The sequence below is a fragment of the Cellulomonas dongxiuzhuiae genome (assembly GCF_018623035.1).
GTDB lineage: Bacteria > Actinomycetota > Actinomycetes > Actinomycetales > Cellulomonadaceae > Cellulomonas > Cellulomonas dongxiuzhuiae.
Genome location: NZ_CP076023.1, coordinates 1667239 through 1693769, shown reverse-complemented (window position 1 = coordinate 1693769; position 26531 = coordinate 1667239). Strand labels below are relative to the sequence as shown.

The window sequence follows — 26531 nt, the reverse complement described above, 5'->3', positions numbered from 1 at the left end:
TCGTCGTCGGTCGGCTGTGTCCAGGATCGCACGCACGTACGACACCCGCGACGGGATTTCGCTGCGGGCACAGGGGCTGCGCACCGTTAACCTCGGTCCGGTGAGCGGCACCGACGACCCGCAGGTCGACCACTACTTCACGGCCCGTCCGGCCTCCGCCGAGCAGCGCCGCACGCTGCACGTGCGGCTGGCCGGCCGCGACGTGGAGGTCGAGACCGCCGGCGGCGTCTTCTCGCCGGACCACGTGGACCTCGGCACCCAGGTGCTGCTGCGCACGGTGCCGGCACCGCCGCCCGGCGGCGACCTGCTCGACCTCGGGTGCGGGTGGGGGCCCGTCGCCCTGACGCTCGCGCTGCTCTCCCCCGACGCGCGCGTGTGGGCCGTCGACGTCAACGAGCGCGCGCTCGACCTGGTGCGCCGCAACGCCGCGCGCCTCGGCCTGGGCAACGTGGTGGCGACGACGCCCGACGAGGTGCCGGACGACGTGCGCTTCGCCGCGCTGTGGTCCAACCCGCCCGTGCGCATCGGCAAGCCGGCGCTGCGCGCGCTGCTCACGCACTGGCTGCCGCGCGTGGCACCCGGCGGCGAGGCGTGGCTCGTCGTGGGCCGCAACCTCGGGGCCGACCCCCTGCAGCGGTGGCTGACCGACGAGGCCGGCCTGCCCACGACCCGCGAGGCGAGCGCCAAGGGCTTCCGCGTCCTGCGGTTCAGACCGTGACCTCCGACCACGTCGGGCTCTCGCCCGACGCCCTGTGGCGCGCCCGGCGCACGACCGCGTTCGCGATGTTCGCGCTCGTCGTGCTGGTGGCGTTCGAGTCGTTCGCCGTCACGACCGTGATGCCGCAGGTCGCCGACGTCCTCGACGGCCGCACCCTGTACGCGTTCGCCTTCGCCGGCCCGCTGGCGACGGGTGTCGTCGGCATGGTCGTGGCCGGGGCGTGGTCCGACCGGCGCGGGCCGGCCGCACCGTTCGCCGCCGGCGTCGTGCTGTTCGTCGTCGGCCTGCTGGTCGCCGGGTCCGCCACCCACATGGGCGTCCTCGTGGCCGGGAGGCTGGCGCAGGGCCTCGGCGGCGGCGTGGTCAACGTCACGCTGCTCGTGGCCGTCGCGCGCGCCTACCCGCCGGTGCTGCACCCCCGCGTCTTCGCGTGGTTCTCGACGGCGTGGGTGCTGCCGTCCGTGGTCGGTCCGTCGCTCGCGGGCGTCGTGGCCGACCTCGCCGGCTGGCGGTGGGTGTTCCTCGGTGTCGCCGTGCTCGTGGTGCCGGCCGCGGTGCCCCTGCTCACCACGGTGCGCGGGCTCGCCGCGTCGCCCGACGACGGCCCCGCCACGCGCCCGGGCACCGCACCCGACGACGCGCGGCGTCGCGTCGGGTGGTCGGTTCTCGTCGCGGTCGCGGTCCTCGCGCTCAACCTGGCGGCGCCCCTGGACCCGCCCTGGGCGCAGCTCGCCGCGGGCGCGGCCGTGGTCGTCGCGGTCGCGGCGGTGCGCCCCCTGCTCCCGCGCGGCACGCTGCGGGCCCGGGCGGGCCTGCCGAGCGTCATCGTCACCCGCATGCTGGTGTCCGGCGCGTTCTTCGGCGCCCAGGTCTACGTGCCCTACCTGTTCGTCGACCGCGACGGGTGGGGCACCACGGCGAGCGGCCTGGGGCTGTCGGCCGCGGCGCTCGCGTGGTCGGCCGCCTCGGTCGCGCAGGGCCGGCTCGGCTCCCGGCTGGTGAGCCGCACCGCGGTGCGCATCGGGACGGTGCTGGTCCTCGTCGGCGTCGCGCTCGCCACCGGTGCGACGGCGCTCGGGCTGCCTGCGTGGGCCGTCGTCGTGGCCTGGACGGCCTGCGGCGCCGGGATGGGCGTGGGGTCGTCACGCCTGAACGTGCTGCTGCTGGGGTGGTCCTCCCCGCAGGACCAGGGCCGCAACAGCGCCGCGAACTCCATCGCCGACGCGGTCGGCGCCGCGCTCGCGCTCGCCCTGACGGGTGTCGTGTTCGTGGCGGCCGGCGGCGACGCGGGGTACGAGGGCCCCGGCCCGTTCGTGGGCGCCTTCCTCCTGACGGCGCTCCTGGCGCTCGGTGCCGCGCTCGTCGCGCCGCGCGTGGGCGTCCCGCCCACCGAGCGTCAGGAGGAGGGGCTGCCCTCCGGCACCGCGAGCGCGAGCGCGCCGAGCACCTGACGCGGCGTCGGCACCCCCTCGGCACGCAGGACGACCGCCCCGGCCGCATCGAGCACCACGACCGTCGGCGTCGACGTCACCGCGAGCGCGGCGGCGAGCTCGGGCCCGTCGGCGACGTCGACGTCGACGTGACGCACGCCGGGCACCGCGTCCGCGACGCGTGCGAGCACACGGTGGGCGGCCCGGCACGGCGCGCAGAACGCGCTCGAGACCTGCAGCAGCGTCGCCCGGGCCCCCAGCGGCGCACCGACCTGGTCGGCGGTGAGGGTCGGGGTCACGCCGACAGCGCCGCCAGGTCCACGTGCGCGTCGGCCACGAGCACCGCGGGTCCGGCGAGGTCCGCGCGACCGTCGGCGTGCAGCGTGACGCGCACCGTGCCGCCCGGGACGTCGACGAGCCACACGGCGGGCGCCTGCGCGCCACCCCAGGCGCGCACGGCGGCCGCCGCGGCGACGGCACCGGTGCCGCAGGAGCGGGTCTCGCCCACGCCGCGCTCGTGCACGCGCATGCGGACGCGGCCGACGACCGTGCCGTCGACGGCGGTCCGCTCGCCCAGGGGCACCACGAGCTCGACGTTGGTGCCGTCGGCCGGGACGGGCTCGACCGCGGGCGCCACGGTGAGGTCGACGCGCTCGAGGTCGCTCTCCTGCGCGAGCACGACGACCGTGTGCGGGTTGCCGACGTCGACGGACAGCCCGGGTCGGGTCACGGCCAGGCCCGCGACGTGCACCTGCGCGTCCCCGCCCGTGGTGAGCGCGTCGCGCCCGCCGGGCAGCGTGACCGCACCCATGCCGACCGTGAGCCACGTGTCCTCACCGCTCTCCGACGCGGTCGACCGCACCGTGCGCACCCCCGCCCGGGTCCCCACGTCCAGCGGACCCGCCTGCGGGTCCCACAGGCCGAGCCGGTGCGCGTACCGCGCGAAGACGCGCACGCCGTTGCCGCACATCTGCGCCACGGACCCGTCGGCGTTGCGGTAGTCCATGAACCAGGTCGTGCCGCGCACCTCCTCGGGCACCCCGGGGACGTGCCGCGTCGCGACCACGCGGATCACGCCGTCGGCGCCGATGCCCGCGCGCCGGTCGCACAGCCGACGGACCAGCACGGGCGTCAGGTCGAGGTCGCCCTCGCGGTCGTCGACCAGCACGAAGTCGTTCTGCGTGCCGTGGCCCTTGGTGACAGCGAGCGCGCCTGCGGCAGGCCCGCTCGCGGGTGGTGCGGCGGGGGTCTCGACGGGCGTCGGGGCGGTCGGGGCGGTCACGACCCCAGGGTACGACGCACGGGCCCGCTCAGGTCCGGCGCGGGGAGCCTGCCGGCATCGGCAGCCGCGACGACCTCGAGCGCGCGCTCCAGGAGGTCCGGGTCCCGGGCGTCGAGCCAGTGCACCCGCGGGTCGCGTCCGAACCAGCCCATCTGCTTGCGGGCCAGGCGCCGCGTACCCGCGGTCGTGGCGGCACGGGCCGCCTGCTCGTCGAGCTCGCCGTCGAGCTGCGCGAGCGCCTGCGCGTAGCCGACGGCCCGCGACGCCGTGCGTCCCATCCCGTGCGCGGCCAGCAGGCGGACCTCGTCGAGCAGCCCGCCGTCCCACATGCGCTCCACGCGTCGCTCGATGCGGGCGTCGAGCGTCGCACGGTCGCAGTCCAGACCGATCTGCACGGCCGGGACCTCGTACTCGTGACCGGGGAGGTTCGCGGAGTACGGCCGTCCCGTCAGGGCGATGACCTCGAGGGCGCGCACGATGCGCCGCGCGTTGCGCGGGCCGATGCCCTCGGCCGCGACGGGGTCGGCCGCGGCCAGCTCGTCGTGCAGGGCGCGCGCGCCCTCGACCTCGACCCGCTGCTCGAGAGCCGCCCGCAGCTGCGGGTCCGTGCCGGGGAACTCCATCCGGTCGAGCAGGGCCCGCACGTACAGGCCCGACCCCCCCACGGCGACGGCCCGGACGCCCCGCCCGGCGAGCTCCACGAGCACGCCGCGGGCGAGCTCCTGGTAGTCGGCGACCGACGCCTCCTGCAGCGGGTCGAGCACGTCGAGCAGGTGGTGGGGCACGCCCCGCCGCTCGTCCGGCGGCAGCTTCGCGGTCCCGACGTCCATGCCGCGGTACAGCTGCATCGCGTCGGTGTTGACCACCTCGGCCCCCAGCGCCTGCGCGAGGTCCAGCGCGAGGTCCGACTTCCCCGTCGCGGTGGGACCCACGACCGCCACGACGAGGCTCACGGCGCGACCTCCCACACGACCACCGCGTGCGCGGCACCGTGCCACACCGTCGCGTGCACGACGTCGGGCGCCGGCGGGGCGGCGGTCGCCGCGTCGAGCGCCCCGACGAGCACCTGCCAGGGCGCCCACCCGGTCACGCCGAGGTCGGCTGCCTGGGCGGGGTCGAGCGCGGCGAGCGCGTCCCGGGCCGCGGGGCCGCCCGCGCGCAGCGCCGCGAGCAGGGCCCGCTCGAGACCGGCCGCCCGGTCGTCGTACGGCAGCGGTGCGTCGTGCCCGTGCCGCGCGGCGCCGGACCCGACGACGACGAGCGCGGTCGGCCCGGTCGCGGTCGCCGCTGCCCCGATGGCCCGCAGCGGGGCGGCCCGGCCCGGTGCGACCTCGACGACGTGCAGGCCGCAGGCCGGCACGCCGGCCTCCAGGGCGAGCCGCACACCGGTCGCGGCACCGGTGCCCGGGGGTCCGGGGGCGTCGGGCGGCCCGCCGGGGGCCCGCTCGAGGCGCACCTGCGGCACGGGGCGCTCCAGCAGGCGGTCCGGCACGCCCGCCGCGGCCGCTCCGGCGCGGACCGTGCCGGCCACCGACCTGTCGACCGCCCCGGGTGCCACGACCACCACGCGCCCCGCGCAGCCCACGGCGCGCGCGACGGCCGTCGCTGCTGCCGCGCGCAGGGCGACGAGCTCCGGGTCGTCGGGACCGCGTCCCGCGGCGCCGGGCAGCAGCAGGACGGTGTCCGGGACCAGGGCGACGGCGGCGAGCACGGTCCGACCGTAACGTCCCGCGCCCCCGTCGCCGACGACCCGCGCCTCGGGCGCGGGCGGCGCCCGGGGCGCACCGTCGGGGGTGGCGGGTAGGGTCGGCGCATGCGGTGGTTCCGTCAGCTCGCCCGCCGGTGGTCCGGTGCACACCCCGTGGCGGACACGTCAGCGGTGCCGCTCGACGACGTCGAGCTGCACGACCGGGTCGCCGAGCTGCTCGTGCGGGAGCTCGGCACGGTCGAGCACGCGACGTCGTCCCCCACCCCCGTGTCGCCGGCGCGCATCGCGTCGTGGATGTCCGACAACCAGTTCTCGTACTTCATCGACAACGACGGTGACCTCGGTGGCCTGTGGCGGGGGCGCCTGTTCTACTTCTTCCTGTTCGGCCAGCAGGCGGAGATCCTGCAGGTGCGCGGCCAGTGGCACCGTGAGCTGGCGATCGAACGGCTCGAGGAGGTGCTCGACCTGTGCAACGAGTGGAACGCCGAGCGCATCTGGCCCAAGGCGTACGTGCGTGTGCGTGACAACGGCCGCGTCCACGTCGTCGCGGAGGTCGCCACCGACCTCGAGCACGGCGCGACGGACGCCCAGCTGAGCCAGATCCTGTTCTGCGGGCTGTCGACCGGCAGCATGCTCTTCGACGCCCTCGACGAGCGGTACCCCGATCCCGCGGGGACGGCGCCGTGAGCACCCCCGGCTGGCTGCTGCGCGTGCTCGGCGGGCTGCCCAAGCCGACCAAGGGACGCTCCCTCGACGACGAGCCGCCGCGTCCCCTGACGCGCGACCGCGTCGCCGACTACCTGCTCGCGCGCGGCTACCGGTTCGTCGTCGACGACGACGGCGACCTCACGGGCACCTGGGACGGCAGCCGCTTCTGGTTCCTGCTGCTGGGCGAGCAGCAGGAGATCCTGCAGGTGCGGGGCCGCTGGCACCGCTCGCTGCCGCTCGAGCAGCGCCGGGCCCTCGCGCTCGCGCTCAACGACTGGAACCGCGAGCGCATCTGGCCCAAGGCGTACGCGCGCGAGGAGGAGGGGATGCTCGCCGTGTACGCCGAGGTCTCGGCCGACCTCGAGCCCGGGGTCACCGACGTGCAGCTCGCGCAGCTGCTGGCGTGCGGGCTCGGGACGGGCGTGCAGCTGTTCGCCGCGCTCGACCCGATCGTGCCGGACGGGGCGCCACCGCCCGACGTCCCGGACAACTGATCCTCACAGGCCGCCCAGGATCCGACCGAGGACGATCTTGGTGATCATCGCCGCCGGGTACACCAGCGCGTAGCCCAGCGCGACGCGGGCGTCGTACCCCGTCCGTGCGTTGGCGAACGCCAGGACCGCGGGCTGGGTCTGGACACCACCCATGATGCCCGCCAGCCGCGTCCCGCCGACCGCGAAGACGCGTCGCACCACGACGTACAGACCGCCCGCGACCACGGCCGTGACGACCACGCCGAGCGCGAGGATGCGCAGCCAGTCCCCCGACGTGAAGGCCGCGCCGATCTGGGCGCCTGCCCGCGAGCCCGCCTGCGCCAGGAAGACCAGCAGGCCCAGCTCGGCGATCGCCTGGGCCGCCGTGTACGGCAGAGCGGTCACCACCGGCCCGATGCGTCCCACCCGCCCGAGGACCAGCCCGACGACGAGGGTGCCCGCGGCCGACCCGATCGTGAAGACGGTCCCGCCGACCGGGATCGCCACCGCACCCAGCAGGATGCCGGCGGCCATGCCGAGACCCAGCACCACGGGCATGATGTCCGACAGCCCGCGCGAGGAGTCGCCGAACCACGTCGAGACCTCCGTCATGCGCTCCCGGGGCGCGATGACGCGCACCCTGTCCCCGAGCTGCAGCTGGAAGTCGTCGGTCGCGACCACGTCGACGTCGCCGCGGCGCACGCGGGAGATGGTGGCTCCGAACCGGTGCAGCAGGTCGAGCTCGCCGATGGTGCGACCCGCCGCGTGCTCGGCGGAGACCGTGACGCGACGCATGTCGAGGTAGAGCCGGTCCGCCTCGAGCCGGTGCGACGACGCGTGCCCGAGCTCACGGGTGACCGCGTCGACGTCCTCGGTCGGGCCGACGACCGTGACGAGGTCGTCGAGCAGCAGGAGGTCGACGGCCTCCGCGGTCCGGATGGGCGACTGCTCGCCCCGCCGCACGCGCGAGAACTTGATGCGGTCGCCGTGCTGCTCCTCGAGGTCCTCGATCCGCGGCTGCCCCGTGGCCTCGACGCGCACGGTGCGGCTCACGAGCGTCGGTGGCGCGTCCGTGTCGCGCTCCCGGTGCCGCAGCGCCGCGGTCACCGCGACGAGCATCCCGACGACGCCGAACAGGTACGTGACCGCGTACCCGATGGTCGGGCCCGTCGCGTCGCCCGCCGCGTCGCGCGCGGCCGCGAGCGCCGGCGTGTTGGTGACCGCCCCCGCCCAGGCTCCCGCGACCACGGCCTGGTCGAGCCCCAGGACGCGACCGACCCCCACGGCCACGGCGGCGCTCGCGGCCAGCACGCCGGCCACGGCCAGGACGGGGCCGAGGCTGCGGCGCAGCGACGAGAAGAACGTGGCGCCCGAGACCAGGCCGACGCAGAACGTGAACAGGGCCAGCCCGAACGTGCCCAGCGCCTCGGTGATCTCCAGGTGGACACCGTAGGTGGCGGCCCACGCGGACAGGCCGATCGCGAGGAACAGCACGGCGGCCGCGCTCAGGCCCACCCCGCGGACCTTGACGTGCCCCACGGCCGAGCCCACGCCGATGACGACGAAGAGCAGCAGGACCGGCTGCTGGGCCAGGAAGACGAAGATGTCGGACATCACGACTCCACGTGTGCTGCGGGCGCCGCGGGACGGCGGCGTTGCCGTCCTCATTCAAGCCCGCGGCGACGCCCCGGACGTGGTCCCAAGGGCCCGGGTGCCCACGACGCGACGGGCGCCGCGTGTCCCGCCCTCAGGCCGTCGGTCGGCCGATCGCCGGCAGGCCGAGCACGACAGGCCCCGCGGGCGCACCGCCCGTGCCGCACCCGGTCCCGGCGCCCTCGTGCGCGTGCTCCTCGCGACCCTCGGCGCGGGCCTGCCAGGCGTCCCCGGCCCGCGTGCGGCGGACGACGAACACCCCGCCGGGCGTGAGCGCCGAGTCGGCGACCAGGTGGTACGGGGCCGAGCCCGTGACCTTGACCGTCACGAGGTCCCCCGGTCGCGGTGCGGCGGCCGGGTCGAGACCGGCCGGCAGCGCCAGGTGCACCAGGCGGTTGTCCTGCGCCCGGCCGGAGATCCGCGCGGTCGCGCTGTCCTTGCGCCCTTCGCCCTGCGCGACCAGCACGTCGACCGCGCGGCCCACCTGCGCCGCGTTCTCCTCCCCCGAGATCCGCTCCTGGAGCGCGGCGAGCCGCTCGTACCGCTCCTGCACGACGTGCTTCGGCAGCTGGTCGGGCAGGTCGGCGGCGGGGGTCCCGGGCCGCGGCGAGTACTGGAACGTGAACGCCGAGGAGAAGCGCGCCGCCTCGACGACGCGCAGCGTCTCGAGGAAGTCGTCCTCGGTCTCACCGGGGAAGCCGACGATGACGTCCGTCGTGATCGCGGCGTGCGGGATCGCCGCGCGCACGCGGTCGAGGATGCCCAGGAAGCGGTCCGACCGGTAGGAGCGCCGCATGGCCCGCAGCACACGGTCGGACCCGGACTGCAGCGGCATGTGCAGCTGCGGCATGACCGTCGGCGTGGCCGCCATCGCCTCGATGACGTCGTCGGTGAACGCCGCCGGGTGCGGCGACGTGAAGCGCACCCGCTCGAGCCCGGGGACGGCGCCGACGGCCCGCAGCAGCTTGCCGAACGCGTGCCGGTCACCGAACCCGACGCCGTAGGAGTTGACGTTCTGCCCGAGCAGCGTGACCTCGATCGCACCGGTCGCGACGAGGGCCTCGACCTCGGCCAGGACCTCGCCCGGCCGCCGGTCGCGCTCCTTGCCGCGCAGGTGCGGCACGATGCAGAAGGTGCAGGTGTTGTTGCAGCCGACGCTGATCGACACCCAGCCCGCGTACACGGACTCCCGGCGCGTCGGCAGGGTGCTGGGGAAGACCTGCAGCGACTCGGCGATCTCGACCTGGGCCGCCGCGTTGTGCCGGGACCGCTCCAGGAGCGCGGGCAGCACGTCGAGGTTGTGCGTGCCGAACACCACGTCGACCCACGGGGCGCGCTCGACGATGCCGGCACGGTCCTTCTGCGCCAGGCACCCGCCGACCGCGATCTGCATGCCGCCCGGACGTGACCGCTTGGCACCCGCGAGCCGGCCCAGGTTGCCGTAGAGCTTGTCGGCCGCGTTCTCGCGGACCGCGCAGGTGTTGATGACCAGGACGTCGACGTCGTCGGCAGCCGCGTCGGCCGGCTGCGCGGGCACGTAGCCCGCGTGCTCCAGCATGCCCGCCATGTGCTCGGAGTCGTGGACGTTCATCTGGCAGCCGAGCGTCTTGACGAGGTACGTCAGCGGACGGCCGTCGGCGCGCACGGCGTCGCCGACGTGACGCTCGGGAACGGGCGCCGTCGCGTCCGCGGGCGCGGGGGCAGGCAGTGTGGTGGACATCGCCCACCAGGGTACGACCCGCGTCCGGCACGCCCCGTACCCCGCGCACGGAGCACCCGCGGGCCGCAATCGCCCGAACCTCCGTTACTGGACCGTGACGTCCATTCGTGGCGTACGCAACATCTCACCCGTAGGTTCGACCAATGGCCGACAGCATGACGGCGGAGCCCAGGCCCGCGGACGTCACGACACGCCCGACCGGCGAACCGCTCATCGTCCTCGACCACGTCGAGAAGCACTTCGGTGACCTGCACGTCCTGCGGGACGTCAACCTCACGATCCACCGCGGCGAGGTCGTCGTGGTCATCGGCCCGTCGGGCTCCGGCAAGTCGACGCTGTGCCGCACGATCAACCGGCTGGAGACGATCGACTCGGGGACGATCTCGGTCGACGGCAAGCCGCTGCCCGCCGAGGGGCGCGAGCTGGCCCGGCTGCGTGCGGACGTGGGCATGGTGTTCCAGTCGTTCAACCTGTTCGCGCACCGGACCGTCCTGGAGAACGTGACGCTCGGCCAGATCAAGGCCAAGGGCGTCAAGCCCGCGGCCGCCAAGGCCACGGCGATGGAGCTGCTCGAGCGCGTGGGGGTGGCCGACCAGGCGTCCAAGCGGCCCGCGCAGCTCTCGGGCGGCCAGCAGCAACGCGTCGCGATCGCGCGCGCCCTGGCCATGAAGCCCAAGGCCATGCTGTTCGACGAGCCGACGTCGGCGCTCGACCCCGAGATGATCAACGAGGTCCTCGACGTCATGGTCGGCCTCGCGCAGGAGGGCATGACGATGGTCGTCGTGACGCACGAGATGGGCTTCGCGCGACGCGCGGCACATCGCGTCGTGTTCATGGACGCCGGCCAGGTCGTCGAGGACGCCGAGCCGGAGACGTTCTTCACGGCACCGCGCAGCGACCGCGCCAAGGACTTCCTGTCCAAGATCCTCACCCACTGACCAGCACCTCGACGGACCGATGATGGACGAACGAAGGGAAGCGCTCATGCGTGCACGACGACTCGCGATCGCCCTCACCGCGGTGGCAGCACTCACGCTCGGAGCCTGCTCCGGCAACGCCGACGAGCCCGCGGGCACCGCCGACGCGGGCGGGACCGAGACCAGCGACGCCGGCGGCGCCGAGGGCACGCTGCGCATCGGCATCAAGTTCGACCAGCCCGGCCTGGGCTACCAGGACGGCAGCGAGTACACGGGCTTCGACGTCGCGGTCGCGCAGTACGTCGCCGAGAAGCTGGGCTACGGCGCCGACCAGATCCAGTGGGTCCAGGCGCCCTCCGCGCAGCGCGAGACCATGCTGCAGAACGGCCAGGTCGACATGATCTTCGCGACCTACTCGATCACCGACAAGCGCAAGGAGGTCATCGGGTTCGCCGGGCCGTACTTCGTCGCCGGGCAGGACCTGCTGGTCGCCGCGGACGACGACTCGATCTCCGGCCCCGAGGACCTCGAGGGCAAGACCCTGTGCTCCGTCACCGGGTCCACGTCGGCGCAGCGCATCAAGGACGAGTACGCGGCCGGCACCAACCTGCTCGAGCAGCCGGGCTACGCCGAGTGCGTCACGGCCCTGGTCGCGGGCACCGTCGACGCGGTCACCACGGACGACATCATCCTGGCCGGTCTCGCGGCGATCCCGGCCAACGAGGGCAAGGTCAAGGTCATCGGCAACCCGTTCTCCGAGGAGAACTACGGCGTCGGGCTGCCCAAGGACAACGACGTCTGCGAGGACGTGAGCTCCGCGATCACCGAGATGATCGAGGACGGCTCGTGGCAGGAGGCGCTCGACGAGAACGTCGGCGCGTCGGGCTACGTCCCGAACGACGAGCTGAACCCCCCGACCGTCGCCGCCTGCGCCTGACGGCCACCTGACCACCGGCCCGGGGCCGGTCCCGCCCACCGCGGGGCCGGCCCCGGGGCACACCCACCGCACCGCACCCTCGGGAGGCCCGGGTGGACGAGGGGTACCTCGACCAGTTCCTGTCCCTGTTCGACCAGTACGACGTCCTCGCCGCGTTCTGGGTGAACATCCAGCTGACGCTGTACGCGGCCGTGATCGCGCTGGTGATCGGCACGCTGCTCGCGCTCATGCGGATCTCGCCCGTCGCGAGCCTGCGCTGGGCCGGTGCCACGTACGTGACCCTGCTGCGGAACACGCCGCTGACCATCATCATCGTGTTCTGCGTGCTCGGTCTGTGGGGCCAGCTGGGGGTCACGCTCTCGAGCGACTTCCAGACCAACTTCTTCCGGCTCGCGGTCCTGGGCCTGGCCGTCTACCACGCCGCGTTCGTGTGCGAGGCGCTGCGCTCGGGGGTCAACACGGTCCCGGTCGGCCAGGCCGAGGCGGCGCGGGCCGTCGGGCTCGGCTTCTGGCCGGCCGCGCGGCTCGTGATCCTCCCGCAGGCGTTCCGCGGCGCGGTCGCGCCGCTGGGCAACGTGCTCATCGCCCTCATCAAGAACTCCACCGTCGCCGCCGCCGGCTCGGTGGCCGAGACGTCGGGACTCATGCGGACCATGATCGAGTTCCGCCCTGACGTCATCCTCGCGATCTTCCTGACGTTCGCGCTCGGCTACGTCATCATCGTCGTGCCCGTCGGGCTCGCGACCACCTCCCTGTCCCGACGCCTGGCGGTGGCCCGATGAGCGAGCTCGTCCTCTTCGACGTCCCCGGCCCCCGCACGCGTCGCCGCATGGTCGTGGTCAACGTCCTCGCCGCGCTCCTGGTGGCCGGGCTGGGCGCGTGGGTGCTCGTCCTGCTGGGCCGCAAGGGCCAGCTCGAGCCCGCGCTCTGGCAGCCGTTCCTCACGGAGCGCACGTGGACCAGCTACCTCCTGCCCGGGCTACGCGACACGCTGCGCGCCGCTGGCCTCGCCATCGTCGCGTCCGCGGTGTTCGGTCTGCTCTTCGGCCTGGGGCGGCTGTCCGGCTCGCGCGTCGTGCGGTGGGTGTCCGGCACCGTCGTCGAGTTCTTCCGCGCGGTCCCCGTGCTGCTCATGATGATCTTCTTCTACTCCGGGATCTCCCAGCTCCGGGTGGTCGAGCCGCAGGACGTGCCGCTGCTCGCGGTGGTGCTGGCGCTGATGCTCTACAACGGCTCGGTGTTCGCCGAGCTCGTCCGCTCCGGCGTGCACAATCTGCCGCGCGGTCAGCGCGAGGCGGCGCTCGCGGTCGGTCTGCGGCCCGCCCAGTCGCTGCGTCTGGTCGAGGTGCCGCAGGCGCTCATCGCCATGCTCCCGGCGATCGCCTCGCAGCTCGTCGTCATCCTCAAGGACACCGCCCTCGGGGCGATCATCACCTACCCGGAGCTCCTCGACGCCGCCCGACGCTTCGGGTCGGGGAACGGGAACATCATGCAGGCCCTGCTCGTGGCCGCGGTCGTGTTCATCGTCATCAACTACGGCCTGACGACGCTCGCGCAGCGGCTCGCGTCCCGCGTCGGGCGGCACACGGCGGGCGCAGCCCCGGCGGAGGCCCCGTCTCTCGTGGTCGCGCCCGGCGGCGCCGACCGCTAGGCCGGCCGGCCGCCGGCAGCTGCTCAGCCGGCGGTCGCGCTCGCCCGCAGCTCGCGGACCACGGTGACGCGGATCTCGCCGGGGTACGTCAGGTCGGCCTCGATGTGCTTGGCGATGGACGACGCGAGCTGCGGCAGCGCGCGGTCGTCCACCTCGTCGGGCTCGACGACGACACGCACCTCACGGCCCGCGGCCATCGCCAGGGCGCGACGCACCCCGTCGTGCGCTGCGACGAGGGCCTCGAGCTCACCCATCCGCTCGACGTACTGGTCGATCTCCTGACGGCGGGCACCCGGCCGTGACGCCGAGATCGCGTCCGCCGCCTGCACGAGGACCGCCTCGACGGTCGCCGGCGGGACCTCGTCGTGGTGCGCGGCGATGGCGTTGACGACGGCGTCCGACTCGCCCAGGCGGCGCGCGAGGTCGGCGCCGACGGCGGCGTGCGTGCCGGGCACCTCGGCCGTGAGGGCCTTGCCCAGGTCGTGCAGGAACGCGCCGCGGCGCGCGACCGCCACGTCCGCACCCACCTCGGCGGCGATCGCGGCCGCTATCTGCGCGCTCTCCACGAGGTGCTCCAGGACGTTCTGCCCGTAGGAGGACCGCAGCCGGAGCCGACCCATCGTGCGGACGAGCTCGCTGTGCAGGTGGTCGATCCCGGCCCGCTCGGTGGCGTCGTGCCCCGCGGCCACGTGCCGGTCGTCGGCCCCCGCGAGGGCCTCCGCGTAGGCGGCCTCGATGCGCTGCGGGTGGATGCGCCCGTCGGCCATGAGCGCCTCGAGCGCCACCTGGGCCACCTCCCGGCGCTCGGCGTCGAAGCAGGAGAGCACCACCGTGTCGGGGGTCTCGTCGACGAGGACGTTGACGCCCGTGAGCGCCTCGAAGTGCCGGATGTTGCGGCCCTCCTTGCCGATGATCCGGCCCTTCATCTCGTCGGACGGCAGCGGGAGGATCGCCACGACCGGCTGCGCGCTCGTCGCGACCGCCACGCGCTGCACCGCGGTCGACACGATGCGCCGGGCTCGCGCCTCTGCCGTCCGTCGCGCCTGCGCCTCGGTCCGCCGGACCTGGGCGGCGGCCGCGTCGACGGCCTGGTCGGTGATGCGTCGCGTCAGCTCGGCCAGGGCGTCGTCGTGCGTGAGGCCGCTGACGGACTCGAGCTCGGCCCGGGCCTTCTCGCGGGCTTCGGCGAGCCGCTCGTTGGCGGCGCGGTCGGCGTCGGCGAGCGTACGGGCCGCGGCCCGCTCGGCCTTGTCGAGCTCGCGGGCGGCGCTGCGGCGGCTCTCGGCGAGCGCCTCGGCCTCGGCGCGCGTCCGCCGCTCCAGGGCGGTCAGCTCACCACGCTCGTTCGCCAGCTCGCGCTCCCGGTCCGCCACCCGCCGTTCGCGCCGTTCCGCGTCCGCCAGCATCGCGCGGGCGTCGTCGCGGATCTGCGCGACGTCCTCCGATGCCCCACGGCGGTGCAGGTCCGCCTCGCGGCGGGCCGTGAGCACGAGGATGAGTGCGACGAGGCACGCGCCCAGCAACCCCACGACGGTGACGATCGCACCCGGTTCCACAGCACCTCCCGACGTGGACGCCCCGGACGGACGACACACCTCATTGTCACCGGTCCGGCGGTCCGGGCCCCGTCGCCGCGCCCGGTCGCACCGACGCGGTCGGTCGGCGCGCGTCGCGGCCTCGGCCGTCGGTGGTCAGTCGTCGAGGTCTGCCGGGGGTCCCGCGTCGACCTCGTCCGTCCCCTCGGCGGCCAGCTCCTCGCGCACGAGACGTGCGACGAGCCCCGCCGGGTAGCCCTTGCGCCCGAGCGCCCCGTAGATGCGCCGGACCCGCACGGCGGTCTCCAGCCCTGCGGTCGTGCGCAGCCGACGGCGGACGAGCCCGCGTGCCGCCAGCTCCTCGTCGTCGTCGTCGACGTCCTGCAGGGCGAAGGCCGCGGTCTCGTCGTCGATGCCCTTGCGCCGCAGCTCGACCGCCAGCGCGCGCCGCGACAGCCCGCGCTCGGCGTGACGCGACCGCACGAACATGCGCGCGTACTCCTGGTCGTCGACGAGCCCGACCTCGGTGAACCGGTCAAGCACGCGCCGTACGACGTCCGGGGGGACGTCCCGCCGGGCGAGCGCATCCTCCAGCTGGCCGCGCGACTGCGCCGCGGCCGCCAGACGACGCAGCACGATCGTCCGCGCGACGGACTCGTGATCGGGCTCGGCGTCGTGCGCCGCCGGACCGTCCTCGGGCGGCTCGGGAGCCGGCCGGCCGCGGCGACGTGCCGCGGGCCGGCCGGTGCGCTCTCCCATGCCCGTCAGAAGTCGACGGACGCCGCGCCGTCGGCCGGTGCGTCGACCTTGGCGCCGATGCCCAGCTTCTCCAGGATCTTCTTGTCGAGCTCGTTGGCCAGGTCCGGGTTGTCGCGCAGGAACTTGCGCGCGTTCTCCTTGCCCTGCCCCAGCTGGTCGCCCTCGTACGTGAACCACGCACCCGACTTGCGGACGAACCCGTGCTCGACGCCCATGTCGATGAGGGAGCCCTCGCGGGAGATCCCGACGCCGTACAGGATGTCGAACTCGGCCTGCTTGAAGGGCGGGGCCATCTTGTTCTTCACGACCTTCACGCGCGTCCGGTTGCCGACCGCCTCGGTGCCCTCCTTGAGGGTCTCGATGCGGCGGATGTCCATGCGGATGGAGGCGTAGAACTTCAGCGCCTTGCCACCCGTCGTGGTCTCGGGGCTGCCGAAGAACACGCCGATCTTCTCGCGCAGCTGGTTGATGAAGATCGCCGTGGTGCCCGACGCGTTGAGCGCGCCCGTGATCTTGCGCAGCGCCTGCGACATGAGCCGGGCCTGCAGACCGACGTGCGAGTCGCCCATCTCGCCCTCGATCTCCGCCTTGGGCACGAGGGCCGCCACCGAGTCGATGACGATGACGTCGATCGCACCCGAGCGGATCAGCGTGTCCATGATCTCGAGCGCCTGCTCGCCGTTGTCCGGCTGCGACACGAGCAGGGCGTCGGTGTCGACCCCCAGCTTCTTGGCGTACTCGGGGTCGAGCGCGTGCTCGGCGTCGATGAACGCCGCGATGCCGCCGGCCTTCTGTGCGTTGGCGACGACGTGCAGCGCGAGGGTCGACTTGCCGGAGGACTCGGGCCCGTACAGCTCGACGACGCGGCCGCGCGGCAGCCCGCCGATGCCGAGCGCGACGTCGAGGGCGATGGAGCCGGTCGGGATCACCTCGACGGGGGCACGACCCTCGTCGCCGAGACGCATGACCGACCCCTTGCCGAACTGGCGGTCGATCTGGCTGAGTGCGGCCTCGAGGGCCTTGGAGCGGTCCGGTGCAGCGGCCATGGGTCCACCTCGTCGTCTTGTGCAGCGTCGTGCTGCGCCTGCTGGGGCTGGTCTCGTCGCGGTGACGCTATGCCCGACCACCGACATCGCGACCGGACCCCCCACGGACCCGTGGACCGGCTCGTCGCCGGGCGGGGCTGTGGTCGGTTCGACCGTGCGTCACCGAGGGCCACGTTACCCGAACACCTGTTCGACGAGCACACGACACGCGCGTGTCGTCACGCGTCAGGCGCGTCGTCCCCCGGCGCGACCGTCACCGCCTCGCCCGGCCGCAGGACGCACGCGCGGACGCCGGGGGCGACCCTGCGGACCGCGGCCTCGAACGCCGTACCGGCCCGGTCCATCCACCCCGGCGGCAGCCGGCGGGACGCCGGGGCGTGCAGCGTGCCCCAGTGCACGGGCACGGCGACGCGCGCTCCCACCAGCGCGCAGACCCGTGCCGCCTCCACCGGGTCCAGGTGCCCGCCCGACAGCCGCGGGCCCCACCCGCCGACCGGCACCAGCGCCAGGTCGATCGGTGCACCGGCGAGCTCCGGCACGCGGGCGAGACCGGGGAACGGGCCGGTGTCCCCCGCGAACCACACGGTCAGGCCGCCACCGCGCACCACGAACCCCGTCGCTGCGTTCGGGCGGTGCGGCATCGGGCGGTGCCCGTGCTCCGCGGGCACCGTGCGCACCTGCGCCGCCCCGCCGGCCCTGCCCCGGACCGTGCGCCACTCCCCCGGCGCGAGGCCGACCCCGCGCAGGCCCTGCCGGACGAGCCAGGACGCGCTCGACGGCGCGGCGAGCACCGGGACGGCACCGAGCATGCGCAGCGACCCGACCTCGGCGTGGTCGTGGTGCAGGTGCGACACGAGCACCGCGTCCGCACGGTGCCAGCCCCACGCCGACGGGGCCCGGCCGCCGCGCCGTCGCAGCACACCCGCGTGACGCCGCAGGAGGGGGTCGGTCACGATCCGCACGCCGCCGACGTCCAGCACGACCGTCGCGTGGCCGAGCCAGCGCACCTGCGCGCTCACACGTCCTCCTGCACGCGGCCCGCCGGGACGCCCGCGGGACGCACGCCGCGCTCGACGAGCCACGCCACGAGCTGGCCGTGCACGGCGTCCGGGCCGACGAGCACCCGCCTCCCGTCGACGTCCTCGCACCGCGCGTCGTCGATGACGAGGTCCGTCGGGTGCAGGACGAACGCGAGGTTCTGCTCCCCGCCGAGACCGCCGTGCGACCCCACCTGACCCTCGAACGCGTGCACGCGACCGCGGGGCCCGACGGCGGAGACGAGCAGCAGGTCGCCGGTGTCCGCCAGCCGCGCGGCGCGCAGCAGGTCGGCGCGCGCCCTGCCCGGGTACGGCGCGAGGGGGTCCTCCCCCTCGACGACGTCGCCCTCGGCCTCCAGGAGCCGCAGGCCGCGGGCACCGACCGCGACCAGCCCCCGGGCCCGCGAGTCGACCACGACGACGCCGACCGCCGGGCGGGCCGCCAGGCCGGGCACGAGGCGCGGCCACCGCTCCTGGAGGTCCTCCAGGACCAGCCGCTGCGGTCCGCCGGGGAACCAGACGAGCCCGAGGTTCCCCGAGCCGACGACGACCACGTCCGGCACGTCCCCGTGGGCGGCCGGGGCCCGGCCGTGCTCCCGGACGCGGGGGACGCCGTCCTCGTGGCGCGTCCGACCGCGCCGCCGGGCGCCGCCCGCGTCCGGCCCCATCACCACGCGGTCGCCGGGACGCCCCAGCAGGCCGTTCAGCAGCGCGTTGACGGGCCCCCAGTCCTCACCGTCCGTGCTCTGCACACCGTCGGCGCCCGGCTGCGCCATGAGCGCGCGGACGGTGTCGAGCAGCGAGCGCCCCTCGACCTGCTCGAACGGCGCGCCCAGCGTCTGCCCGTGGTCCGACAGCACGACCAGGTCGTAGGCCCGCGGTGCGACGCGGGCGACCTCCTCCAGGACGCGCAGCACCTGGTCGAGGCCCTCGAGCGACCGGAGCGACTCGGGCCGCGTCGGGCCGGCGTGGTGCGCCACCTCGTCGTAGTCCACGAGGTCGACGAAGACGACCGGGTCGCCACGCACGAGCGCGTCGGCGACGAGCGAGGTGGCCAGGTCACGCAGCAGCACGTTCGTCACCGCGCGCAGGACGACGTACCACCCGCCGCGCGGCACGCGCGGGCGCACGTCGTGCACCGACTGCCGGCGGGCCTGGTAGAGCTCCTTGACGACCTCGCCGGCGGTCAGCGTCACGGCCCGCGCGAGCACGAAGGGCCGGGCGAAGACCCGCGCGTAGCCGCGCCCCGGCCCCATGCCCTGCCGGCGCCCGCGGCTCATGACGAGGAAGGCGGACGACGCGTCACCGGAGAACATGGTGGCGACGGCGGTGCCACCGTCGTGCAGCAGGCCCCGACCGTCGCTGAGCCTGTCCTCGACCAGGGCGGCGTCGTCGGGGTGGTTCGTCACCACCAGGCGGCCCAGCGCGCGGTCCCACCAGCGGAACGCCGGGATCCGGTCCGCGGCCCCGTGCAGGAGGCCGGCCTGGGCGGCCGGCGTCGTGGAGGGGACGGTCGCCCACCACGTGTCGACCCGGTGGGAGCCCTGCTCGACCCAGCGCTGCATGGTGGGCACGAGACCGGCGTCCACGGCCTGGTCGAGCACCGGCGCGCTGACGCCGTCGAGCTGCACGACGAGCATGCCGGGCGGACGCGACGCACCCGCGCCCGCCGACGGCCCGGTGCGGCGACGGGCGCGGCGCACGACGTCCGCGACCACGTACGCGTTGTCGCTCGCACCCCAGACCCAGCGCCCCGCGGCCATGACCACGGACGTGAGCAGGAGCACCCACAGCACCGACCACCCGGACGTCAGCGTCACGCCCGGGACCAGGCGCAGGGCCACCCACACGACGAGCACCTGCGCCGCCACACCGGCGACCAGCGCTCCCCCGGCGCCCGCGACCGCCGCGAGCAGCCGCAGCGGGGCACGCAGCAGCAGGTCACCCAGGCCGACGGCGAGCGCCGCGAGCAGCAGCCCCCAGGGCGACGTCAGGGCGACCCCGTCGACGAGCGCGACCGCGGCGCCCAGGCCGAGCGCCGTGACGACCAGCGAGAACAGGGCGTCGCCGACGTCGACCACGCGGGGCAGCCAGCGCGCGCGGCTCCGCCGCCCGGGGCGGGGGTCGCCGTCGACGGGCGGGGGCGCGCCCTCCGGCGCGGCCGGGGCACCGGCCACGCCGGTCAGCGCCCCGCGTGCCGGGGCGGCGCCTGCCGGTGCTGGTCCGTCCCCCAGCGCGCGGACTCGGGGACGCCGAGCGCGTCGCACAGCGCGTGCCACACGTCGCGCGGCTCGACCCCGTCGGCGAGGGCGGCGGCGCCCGTGCGGTCGCCGAGGGCACCGAGGACGAGCTCCTCGAGCAGGAGCCGGCCCTCGACGGGGCCCAGCACGTCGGCGACCAGGTCGGCAAGCTCGCGGTTCCTCACGGCACCAGCGTGCCACCGGCAGGCCGGACCGCGCGCGTGTCAGCCCGTGCCGACACAATGGCCCGGTGGTGCTCGACCGCTTCTCGGAGCCGACCCGTACGTGGTTCACGGGTGCGTTCGACGCGCCCACGGCCGCGCAGCTCGGTGCCTGGGAGGCGGTGTCGGGCGGTGACCACGCCCTGGTGGTGGCACCCACCGGGTCCGGCAAGACGCTCGCGGCGTTCCTGTGGGCGCTCGACGGGCTCCTGACCGGCGCACCCCCGGCCGACCCGGCCGAGCGGTGCCGGGTGGTCTACGTCTCACCCCTGAAGGCCCTCGCGACGGACGTCGAGCGCAACCTGCGCTCGCCGCTGGTGGGCATCCGGCAGGCCGCGACGCGCCTGCGCACGACCCTGCCGGAGGTCACGGTCGGCATCCGCACCGGCGACACGCCGCCTGCGGAACGGCGGGCTTTCGCGACCACGCCGCCGGACGTGCTCATCACGACGCCCGAGTCGCTCTACCTCGTGCTGACGTCGGGAGCGCGGCGCGGCCTCGCGGGCGTGCGCACCGTCATCGTCGACGAGATCCACGCCGTCGCGGGGACGAAGCGCGGTGCGCACCTCGCGGTGAGCCTCGAGCGGCTCGACGCGCTGCTCGCCGGCGAGGGCGGGCCGGGCCCGGCGCAGCGGGTCGGCCTGTCGGCCACCGTGCGTCCGGTCGACGCCGTCGCGGCGTTCCTGGGCGGCGCGCGTCAGCCGGACGACGGCGGTCGCCCCGTCGTCGTCGTGCAGCCACCGTCCCAGAAGGTCATCGAGGTCCAGGTCGTGGTCCCCGTGCCCGACCTCGGGGACCTCGCGGCCGCCGCCCGCCCGGGCGCCGCGGGCACGACCCCGGGCACGGTCAACCGCTACGGCGGCCCGGGCATCGACCCCGACCTCGCGGGTTTCGGCGCACCCGCACCGGGGACGGCACCCGCCGCACCGGACGCCGAGCGGCCGCGAGCCTCGATCTGGCCGCACGTCGAGGAGCGGGTCGTGGACCTCGTGGCGGCCCACCGCTCCACGCTGGTGTTCACCAACTCGCGGCGCGGGGCCGAACGGCTCACCGCACGCATCAACGAGGTGTGGGCGGAGCGCCAGGGGGCGCAGCCTCCCGACCCCGGGGCGGTGCGCGCCGCCGCCGTGCCCGGGCAGTCAGGGACGTCCGCCGGGGTCGACACGCGCGACGCCGGCACGATCGTCGCGCGCGCGCACCACGGGTCGATGAGCCGCGCCGAGCGCACCCGCACCGAGACCGAGCTCAAGGCGGGCCGGCTGCCCGCGGTGGTGGCGACGAGCTCGCTCGAGCTCGGCATCGACATGGGGGCGCTCGACCTGGTCGTGCAGGTCGGCGCCCCGCCCTCCGTCGCGAGCGGGCTGCAGCGCGTCGGCCGCGCGGGTCACCAGGTCGGCGCCGTGTCGCGCGGCGTGGTCTTCCCGACCCACCGCGGCGAGCTCGTGCCCGCCGCCGTGACGGCCCAGCGCATGCGCACCGGCGAGCTGGAGGCCCTGTCGGTCCCGGCGAACCCCCTCGACGTGCTCGCCCAGCAGGTGGTCGCGATGGTCGCGGTCGACGACTGGCCCGTCGAGGACCTCGCGCGCGTGCTGCGCCGCGCGGCGCCGTTCGCGCGGCTCGGTGACGCGACGCTGCACGCGGTGCTCGACATGCTCGCGGGGCGGTACCCGTCCGAGGACTTCGCCGAGCTGCGTCCGCGCATCGTCTGGGACCGCGTCGCCGACGTGGTCTCGGGACGTCCCGGGGCGCTGCGCCTCGCCGTGACGAGCGGGGGCACCATCCCGGACCGCGGCCTGTTCGGCGTGTTCCTCGCGGGCGGCGGCGAGACGTCCGACGTCCCCGCCGACGCCGAGCGGTCCGGCGGCCGCCTGCGCGGCGGCAAGCGGGTCGGCGAGCTCGACGAGGAGATGGTCTACGAGTCCCGCGTCGGGGACACGTTCACGCTCGGCTCGAGCACGTGGCGCATCGAGGACATCACGCCCGACCGCGTGCTCGTCACGCCGGCACCGGGCGTCCCGGGCCGGCTGCCCTTCTGGAAGGGCGACGCCCGGGGCCGTCCCGCCGAGCTCGGCCGCGCCGTCGGCGCGTGGGTGCGCGAGGTGGGAGCCCTGCCCGACGCCGGTGCACGGGCGCGGGTCGAGGGTGCCGGCCTGGACCCCTGGGCGGCCGACAACCTGCTCGCCTACCTGCGCGACCAGCAGGAGGCGACGGGCCAGCTGCCGAGCGACACCGTGGTCGTCGTCGAGCGCTTCCGGGACGAGCTGGGCGACTGGCGCATCGTGCTGCACTCGCCGTACGGGGCTCGCGTGCACGCGCCCTGGGCGCTCGTGCTCGCGGCACGCCTGCGCGAGCGGTACGGCGTGGACGCCGCCGCCATGCACGCCGACGACGGCATCGTGCTGCGCCTGCCCGACGTGCTGGACGGTGCGGCCGACGTGGGATGGGACGACGAGGCCGGCGCGGACGCCGGCCCGCGCCTCACGCTCGAGGACCTGCTGCTGGACCCCGACGAGGTCCTGGCGTCGGTCCGTGACGAGCTCGGCGCGTCCGCGATGTTCGCGGCGCGCTTCCGCGAGGCCGCCGGCCGGGCGCTGCTGCTCCCCCGGCGCCGCCCGGACCGGCGCCAGCCGCTGTGGCAGCAGCGGCAGCGCGCGGCCCAGCTGCTCGAGGTCGCCGCGCGGTTCCCCGACTTCCCGATCCTGCTCGAGGCGGTGCGCGAGTGCCTCCAGGACGACTTCGACACCGAGGCGCTCATCGGGCTGATGCGCGACGTCGGGGCCGGACGGGTGCGCGTCGTCGAGGTCACGACGCCGCACCCCTCACCCTTCGCCCAGTCGCTGCTCTTCGGCTACACGGCCCAGTTCCTGTACGAGGGTGACGCGCCGCTCGCGGAGCGCCGGGCCGCCGCGCTCACGCTCGACCCGACGCTGCTGGCGGAGCTGCTCGGGACGGGCGGTGAGTCCCAGCTCGCGGACCTGCTGGACCCCGAGGCGGTCGAGCGCACCGAGGCGGAGCTCGGGGGCACGGCCCCGGACCGGCAGGCGGGCTCGCTCGAGCAGGTCGCGGACGTGCTGCGGCGGCACGGGCCGCTGACGGCCGCGGACGTCGCGGCCCGCACGCGGCCCGAGGTGCGCGACGACGTCCCCGCGTGGCTCGACGAGCTCGCGGCGGCGCGTCGTGCGATCCGCGTGCGCCTCGCCGGCGTGCCTGCCGACCGCGCCGAGCAGTGGGCCGCCGTGGAGGACGCCGGGCGCCTGCGTGACGCGCTCGGGGTCGCCCTGCCCGTCGGTGTGCCCGAGGTGTTCACCGAGGTGCTGCCGGACCCGCTCGCGGACCTCCTGCGCCGTCATGCCCGCACGCGGGGCCCGTTCCCCGCCGCGCAGGCCGCCGCCCGGTTCGGGCTCGGCATCGCGGTGGTCACCGAGGTCCTGCGCAGGCTCGAGAGCTCCCGGGTGCTGGTGCAGGGACGGCTGCGCCCCGACGTCCTGGGTGGCACCGGTGACGAGTTCTGCGACGCGGACGTCCTGCGTCGCCTGCGCCAGCGCTCGCTCGCCGCGCTGCGCGCACAGGTCGAGCCCGTCGACCCCCAGGCCCTCGGCGTGTTCCTCCCGTCCTGGCAGGGCGTGCAGGTCGTCGGCCGCCGGCCGAGCGGTCTGCGGGGGGTCGACGCGGTGGCCCGCGTCGTCGAGCAGCTCGCCGGCTTCGCGGTGCCGGCGTCCGCGCTCGAGTCGCACGTCCTGCCGGCCCGCGTGCCGGACTACGTGCCGGGGATGCTCGACGAGCTCATGTCGGCCGGCGAGGTGCTGTGGGCCGGTCACTCCCCGCTGGCGGGGCACGACGGGCTCGTCTCGCTGCACCCGGCCGCCGTCGCCGACCTGACGCTGGCGCCCGTCCCGGACCTCGACGACCCCGACGCGACGGCCGCCGGCCCCGTGCATCGCGCCGTCCTGGCAGCGCTCGAGGGTGGGGGCGCCTGGTTCCTGGGCGCGCTCGTCGACCGGGTGGAGGCGCTGTGGCTGGGCGAGGACGCGCCGCCCGACGCCGCCGGCGTGCTCGCCGCGCTGTGGGACCTCGTGTGGGCCGGCCGCGTGAGCAACGACGGGCTCGGCCCGCTGCGCGCCTGGCTCGCAGGAGGGCCCACCGCGCACCGCACCCGCAGCGCACCGGCGCGCGGCCGGCCGCTGCGGCCGCGCCTCGGGCTGCGGGCGGGCGGGCGGCTCGGCCTGCCGCCGTCCGTGCGCGACGGCGCCCACGCGCGTGCCGCCGGCGCCGCGGCGGGTCCCGGGGCGGGGCGCTGGTCCCTCCTGCCCGCGCGTGAGCCCGACGTGACCGTGCGCGCGCACGCGCTCGCCGCGCAGCTGCTCGACCGGCACGGGGTGCTCACCCGGGCGGTGGCCCCCGCCGAGGGCATCGGGGGTCGCTTCGCGCCCGTGTACCGGGTGCTCGCCGCGCTCGAGCAGGCCGGGCAGGTGCGGCGCGGCTACTTCGTCGAGCGGCTCGGCGGCTCGCAGTTCGCCCTGCCGGGAGCGGTCGACCGCCTGCGGGCAGACGCGGACGTGGTCGAGCGGGCGCGCGAGCGCGCGGCCGACCGGCGTGAGGCGCCCCCTGCCGGCCCGCACCTGCCCTGGCAGGACGTCCCACCGCCCGCCTGGGGCGCGCCCGCCGGGCCCGCCACGTGGTCGGACGGGACCATCACGCCCTCGTCGGCGCGCGACACGCCGTCGGTCGTCGTGCTGGCGGCGACCGACCCCGCCAACCCCTACGGTGCCGCGCTGGCGTGGCCCGACGTGCCCGAGGGACGCGACGCGGCCCGCCACCGTCCCGGCCGCAAGGCCGGCGCGCTGGTGACGCTCGTCGACGGCGCCCTGGCGATGTACCTCGAGCGGGGCGGGCGCACGCTGCTGACCTTCACCGACGACGCAGCCGTCCTCACCGCCGCTGCCGCCGCGCTGGTCGGCACCACGCGCACCCGGCACGTCGGCAGGCTCACGGTCGAGCGCATCGACGGCGCCCAGGTCCTGTCCTCCGACGTGCTCGCGTCGCCCGCCGCGACCGCGCTGACCGCCGCCGGGTTCCTCACGACGCCGCGCGGTCTGCGGCTGCAGGCCTCATGACGCCGGCCGGGCCCACGTCGTCGGCACGGGACGACGATGCCCGAGGGTGACGTGCTGCGCCGCACGGCCGCGCACCTCGACCGCGCCCTCGCGGGACGCCGCCTCGTGCGGGCCGACCTGCGCTGGCCGACCGCCGCGACCGTGGACCTGAGGGGCCGCACGGTCCTGGGGACCCGCCCGTACGGCAAGCACCTGCTGACGCGGTTCGACGACGGCCGCACGCTCCACACCCACCTGCGGATGGACGGCACGTGGCGCCTGGTCCCCAGCACGCAGCAACGCGCGGCCGCGCGCTCGCCCCAGGTGCGCGCCGTCCTGGGCGACGAGCGCTGGACCGCGGTCGGCTACCAGCTCGGCATGCTGGACGTCGTGCCGACGAGCGCCGAGCGTGCGCTCCTGGGCCACCTGGGGCCCGATGTGCTCGACGGCGACTTCGACACCACTCCGGGTGTGCCGTGGGCAGGGCCGCCCGTCCTCGACCTGCCGACGCCCGGGATCGACGAGGCCCTGCGACGCTGGTCGGCGCAGGGCGCACGGCCGGTGGCCGAGGTCCTGCTGGACCAGCGGGTCGTGGTCGGGATCGGGACGATCTTCACGGCGGAGTCGCTCTTCGCCCGCGGGTGGTGGCCCTGGGCCCCCGCGGACGCGGTCACCGACGCGGACGAGGTCCTGCGCGCGGCGCGTGCCCTGCTCCGGGCGTCGGTCGCGACCGGCAGACCTGAGGCGGCCGTCTACGGGCGCGAGGGACGCACCTGCTCGCGCTGCGGTGCGCGGGTGGCCCGCGGCGACGTGGGCGCGCCTCCGACGCAACGACAGGTGTACTGGTGCCCCGGCTGCCAGGTGCGCGGCCGCGTCTGAGCCCGGGACGTCCGGGCGTGCTCGACCGCTCGGCTCAGCCGACCGGAGCGAGCTCCGAGCGGGGCATCGCCCATCCGGCGTCGCCCCCGATGGTGCGGTCGACCCCTCCCAGGCCCGCGGCGGCGGTCAGGTCCGCCGGGACGGTGTCGGGGATCAGGAGGCCCTCGGCCACAGCGACGCGATCGCTCACCTCTCGCAGCACCAACGACAGCGGCACGTCGAGCGCGTCGCAGATGCTGCTCAGCAGCTCCGACGACGCCTCCTTCTGCCCACGCTCGACCTCGCTGAGGTAGCCCAACGAGACGCGGGCCGCCGAGGAGACCTCCCGAAGGGTCCGCCCCTGGCGCTGGCGCGCGTCCCGCAGGACGTCGCCGATCTCTCGTCGCAGAACGACCATCCGGGCTCCTCCCCTCACGTCGTGTCCTCGGTCACCGGTCGGACGCACTGCCTGCGCGACCGCCGGTCCTGCTGCTCCCGGCCGCGGAGCCGGCAGACGTCCACCGTACCGCGCACCGCCCACACGT

23 protein-coding genes are annotated in these 26531 nt (G+C 75.7%); 10 read left to right on the top strand and 13 right to left on the bottom strand.

The window, feature by feature from the left end; genetic code table 11:
* Positions 1-100: 100 nt before the first annotated feature.
* Entirely contained in the window at positions 101-718 is a 618-nt protein-coding gene (locus tag KKR89_RS07610; RefSeq protein WP_208197698.1) for a class I SAM-dependent methyltransferase, read from the top strand.
* Positions 715-2169 (top strand): MFS transporter, encoded by a 1455-nt coding sequence (locus tag KKR89_RS07605; RefSeq protein ID WP_208197697.1) that lies wholly within the window; start codon positions 715-717, stop codon positions 2167-2169. The genes KKR89_RS07610 and KKR89_RS07605 overlap by 4 nt, the downstream gene beginning before the upstream one ends.
* Here KKR89_RS07605 and KKR89_RS07600 read toward each other — a convergent pair.
* The 4 genes from KKR89_RS07600 to KKR89_RS07585 are packed head-to-tail and all read right to left on the bottom strand — an operon-like array spanning position 2115 to position 5141.
* Complete coding sequence (locus KKR89_RS07600; RefSeq protein WP_208197696.1) at positions 2115-2447, bottom strand: TlpA family protein disulfide reductase; 333 nt, start codon at positions 2445-2447, stop codon at positions 2115-2117. The two genes, KKR89_RS07605 and KKR89_RS07600, sit on opposite strands and share 55 nt — an antisense overlap.
* On the bottom strand, positions 2444-3430 hold the full coding sequence (gene dapF, locus KKR89_RS07595) for a diaminopimelate epimerase (RefSeq protein WP_208197695.1): 987 nt from the start codon (positions 3428-3430) through the stop codon (positions 2444-2446). The genes KKR89_RS07600 and dapF overlap by 4 nt, the downstream gene beginning before the upstream one ends.
* Positions 3427-4383: a tRNA (adenosine(37)-N6)-dimethylallyltransferase MiaA gene (gene miaA / locus KKR89_RS07590; protein ID WP_208197694.1), complete on the bottom strand. Its 957-nt coding sequence runs from the start codon at positions 4381-4383 to the stop codon at positions 3427-3429. Before miaA ends, dapF begins: the two co-directional genes overlap by 4 nt.
* Complete coding sequence (locus KKR89_RS07585; protein ID WP_208197693.1) at positions 4380-5141, bottom strand: class III extradiol ring-cleavage dioxygenase family protein; 762 nt, start codon at positions 5139-5141, stop codon at positions 4380-4382. The genes miaA and KKR89_RS07585 overlap by 4 nt, the downstream gene beginning before the upstream one ends.
* Before the next feature lie 102 nt (positions 5142-5243).
* Here KKR89_RS07585 and KKR89_RS07580 point away from each other — a divergent pair, with 102 nt between their 5' ends.
* Positions 5244-5825, top strand: a complete 582-nt coding sequence (locus tag KKR89_RS07580) for a type III secretion system chaperone family protein (protein ID WP_208197692.1) — start codon at positions 5244-5246, stop codon at positions 5823-5825.
* The gene (locus KKR89_RS07575; protein WP_208197691.1) at positions 5822-6340 is read left to right on the top strand and encodes a type III secretion system chaperone family protein; all 519 of its coding nucleotides are present in this window, start codon (positions 5822-5824) and stop codon (positions 6338-6340) included. The genes KKR89_RS07580 and KKR89_RS07575 overlap by 4 nt, the downstream gene beginning before the upstream one ends.
* 3 nt (positions 6341-6343) lie before the next feature.
* Here the strand turns inward: KKR89_RS07575 and KKR89_RS07570 are convergent, their stop codons facing one another.
* Positions 6344-7933 (bottom strand): aspartate:alanine exchanger family transporter, encoded by a 1590-nt coding sequence (locus KKR89_RS07570; RefSeq protein WP_208197690.1) that lies wholly within the window; start codon positions 7931-7933, stop codon positions 6344-6346.
* A gap of 133 nt (positions 7934-8066) precedes the next feature.
* On the bottom strand, positions 8067-9692 hold the full coding sequence (gene miaB, locus KKR89_RS07565; RefSeq protein ID WP_208197689.1) for a tRNA (N6-isopentenyl adenosine(37)-C2)-methylthiotransferase MiaB: 1626 nt from the start codon (positions 9690-9692) through the stop codon (positions 8067-8069).
* A 143-nt stretch (positions 9693-9835) separates the two neighbouring features.
* Here miaB and KKR89_RS07560 point away from each other — a divergent pair, with 143 nt between their 5' ends.
* The 4 genes from KKR89_RS07560 (at position 9836) to KKR89_RS07545 (ending at position 13197) form a co-directional block, all read left to right on the top strand.
* A complete protein-coding gene (locus KKR89_RS07560) occupies positions 9836-10630 on the top strand; it encodes an amino acid ABC transporter ATP-binding protein (RefSeq protein ID WP_208197688.1) in 795 nt (264 codons plus the stop codon).
* A gap of 46 nt (positions 10631-10676) precedes the next feature.
* Positions 10677-11546, top strand: coding sequence for a glutamate ABC transporter substrate-binding protein (locus KKR89_RS07555; protein WP_208197687.1), 870 nt, complete (start codon positions 10677-10679; stop codon positions 11544-11546).
* A 92-nt stretch (positions 11547-11638) separates the two neighbouring features.
* Entirely contained in the window at positions 11639-12328 is a 690-nt protein-coding gene (locus KKR89_RS07550) for an amino acid ABC transporter permease (protein WP_208197686.1), read from the top strand.
* A complete protein-coding gene (locus KKR89_RS07545) occupies positions 12325-13197 on the top strand; it encodes an amino acid ABC transporter permease (protein WP_208197685.1) in 873 nt (290 codons plus the stop codon). Before KKR89_RS07550 ends, KKR89_RS07545 begins: the two co-directional genes overlap by 4 nt.
* Before the next feature lie 23 nt (positions 13198-13220).
* On the opposite strand, the gene rny is transcribed toward KKR89_RS07545, so the two are convergent.
* The 6 genes from rny to KKR89_RS07515 all read right to left on the bottom strand — a co-directional run bounded on the left by rny (position 13221) and on the right by KKR89_RS07515 (position 19999).
* Positions 13221-14753: a ribonuclease Y gene (gene rny, locus KKR89_RS07540; protein ID WP_208197684.1), complete on the bottom strand. Its 1533-nt coding sequence runs from the start codon at positions 14751-14753 to the stop codon at positions 13221-13223.
* A 135-nt stretch (positions 14754-14888) separates the two neighbouring features.
* A complete protein-coding gene (locus tag KKR89_RS07535) occupies positions 14889-15491 on the bottom strand; it encodes a regulatory protein RecX (RefSeq protein ID WP_208197683.1) in 603 nt (200 codons plus the stop codon).
* A 5-nt stretch (positions 15492-15496) separates the two neighbouring features.
* Positions 15497-16537 (bottom strand): recombinase RecA, encoded by a 1041-nt coding sequence (gene recA, locus KKR89_RS07530; RefSeq protein WP_208197682.1) that lies wholly within the window; start codon positions 16535-16537, stop codon positions 15497-15499.
* A gap of 218 nt (positions 16538-16755) precedes the next feature.
* Complete coding sequence (locus KKR89_RS07525) at positions 16756-17556, bottom strand: MBL fold metallo-hydrolase (protein WP_208197681.1); 801 nt, start codon at positions 17554-17556, stop codon at positions 16756-16758.
* On the bottom strand, positions 17553-19751 hold the full coding sequence (locus KKR89_RS07520; RefSeq protein WP_208197680.1) for an alkaline phosphatase family protein: 2199 nt from the start codon (positions 19749-19751) through the stop codon (positions 17553-17555). The genes KKR89_RS07525 and KKR89_RS07520 overlap by 4 nt, the downstream gene beginning before the upstream one ends.
* A gap of 5 nt (positions 19752-19756) precedes the next feature.
* Positions 19757-19999, bottom strand: a complete 243-nt coding sequence (locus KKR89_RS07515; RefSeq protein ID WP_208197679.1) for a DUF3046 domain-containing protein — start codon at positions 19997-19999, stop codon at positions 19757-19759.
* Between the two features lie 65 nt (positions 20000-20064).
* On the opposite strand from KKR89_RS07515, the gene KKR89_RS07510 reads away from it, so the two are divergent.
* Complete coding sequence (locus tag KKR89_RS07510; RefSeq protein WP_208197678.1) at positions 20065-25149, top strand: Lhr family helicase; 5085 nt, start codon at positions 20065-20067, stop codon at positions 25147-25149.
* Positions 25150-25185: 36 nt separating this feature from the next.
* Positions 25186-26007, top strand: coding sequence for a DNA-formamidopyrimidine glycosylase family protein (locus KKR89_RS07505; RefSeq protein WP_208197677.1), 822 nt, complete (start codon positions 25186-25188; stop codon positions 26005-26007).
* Positions 26008-26041: 34 nt separating this feature from the next.
* On the opposite strand, the gene KKR89_RS07500 is transcribed toward KKR89_RS07505, so the two are convergent.
* On the bottom strand, positions 26042-26404 hold the full coding sequence (locus KKR89_RS07500) for a helix-turn-helix domain-containing protein (RefSeq protein WP_208197676.1): 363 nt from the start codon (positions 26402-26404) through the stop codon (positions 26042-26044).
* Positions 26405-26531: the final 127 nt, after the last annotated feature.

Coding starts and splice junctions, on each gene's coding strand:
- KKR89_RS07500 (WP_208197676.1), bottom strand. CDS start 26,404: ATGGTCGTTCTGCGACGAGAGATCGGCGACGTCCTGCGGGACGCGCGC.
- KKR89_RS07555 (WP_208197687.1), top strand. CDS start 10,677: ATGCGTGCACGACGACTCGCGATCGCCCTCACCGCGGTGGCAGCACTC.
- miaB (WP_208197689.1), bottom strand. CDS start 9,692: ATGTCCACCACACTGCCTGCCCCCGCGCCCGCGGACGCGACGGCGCCC.
- KKR89_RS07545 (WP_208197685.1), top strand. CDS start 12,325: ATGAGCGAGCTCGTCCTCTTCGACGTCCCCGGCCCCCGCACGCGTCGC.
- KKR89_RS07560 (WP_208197688.1), top strand. CDS start 9,836: ATGGCCGACAGCATGACGGCGGAGCCCAGGCCCGCGGACGTCACGACA.
- recA (WP_208197682.1), bottom strand. CDS start 16,537: ATGGCCGCTGCACCGGACCGCTCCAAGGCCCTCGAGGCCGCACTCAGC.
- KKR89_RS07580 (WP_208197692.1), top strand. CDS start 5,244: ATGCGGTGGTTCCGTCAGCTCGCCCGCCGGTGGTCCGGTGCACACCCC.
- KKR89_RS07570 (WP_208197690.1), bottom strand. CDS start 7,933: ATGTCCGACATCTTCGTCTTCCTGGCCCAGCAGCCGGTCCTGCTGCTC.
- KKR89_RS07535 (WP_208197683.1), bottom strand. CDS start 15,491: ATGGGAGAGCGCACCGGCCGGCCCGCGGCACGTCGCCGCGGCCGGCCG.
- KKR89_RS07505 (WP_208197677.1), top strand. CDS start 25,186: ATGCCCGAGGGTGACGTGCTGCGCCGCACGGCCGCGCACCTCGACCGC.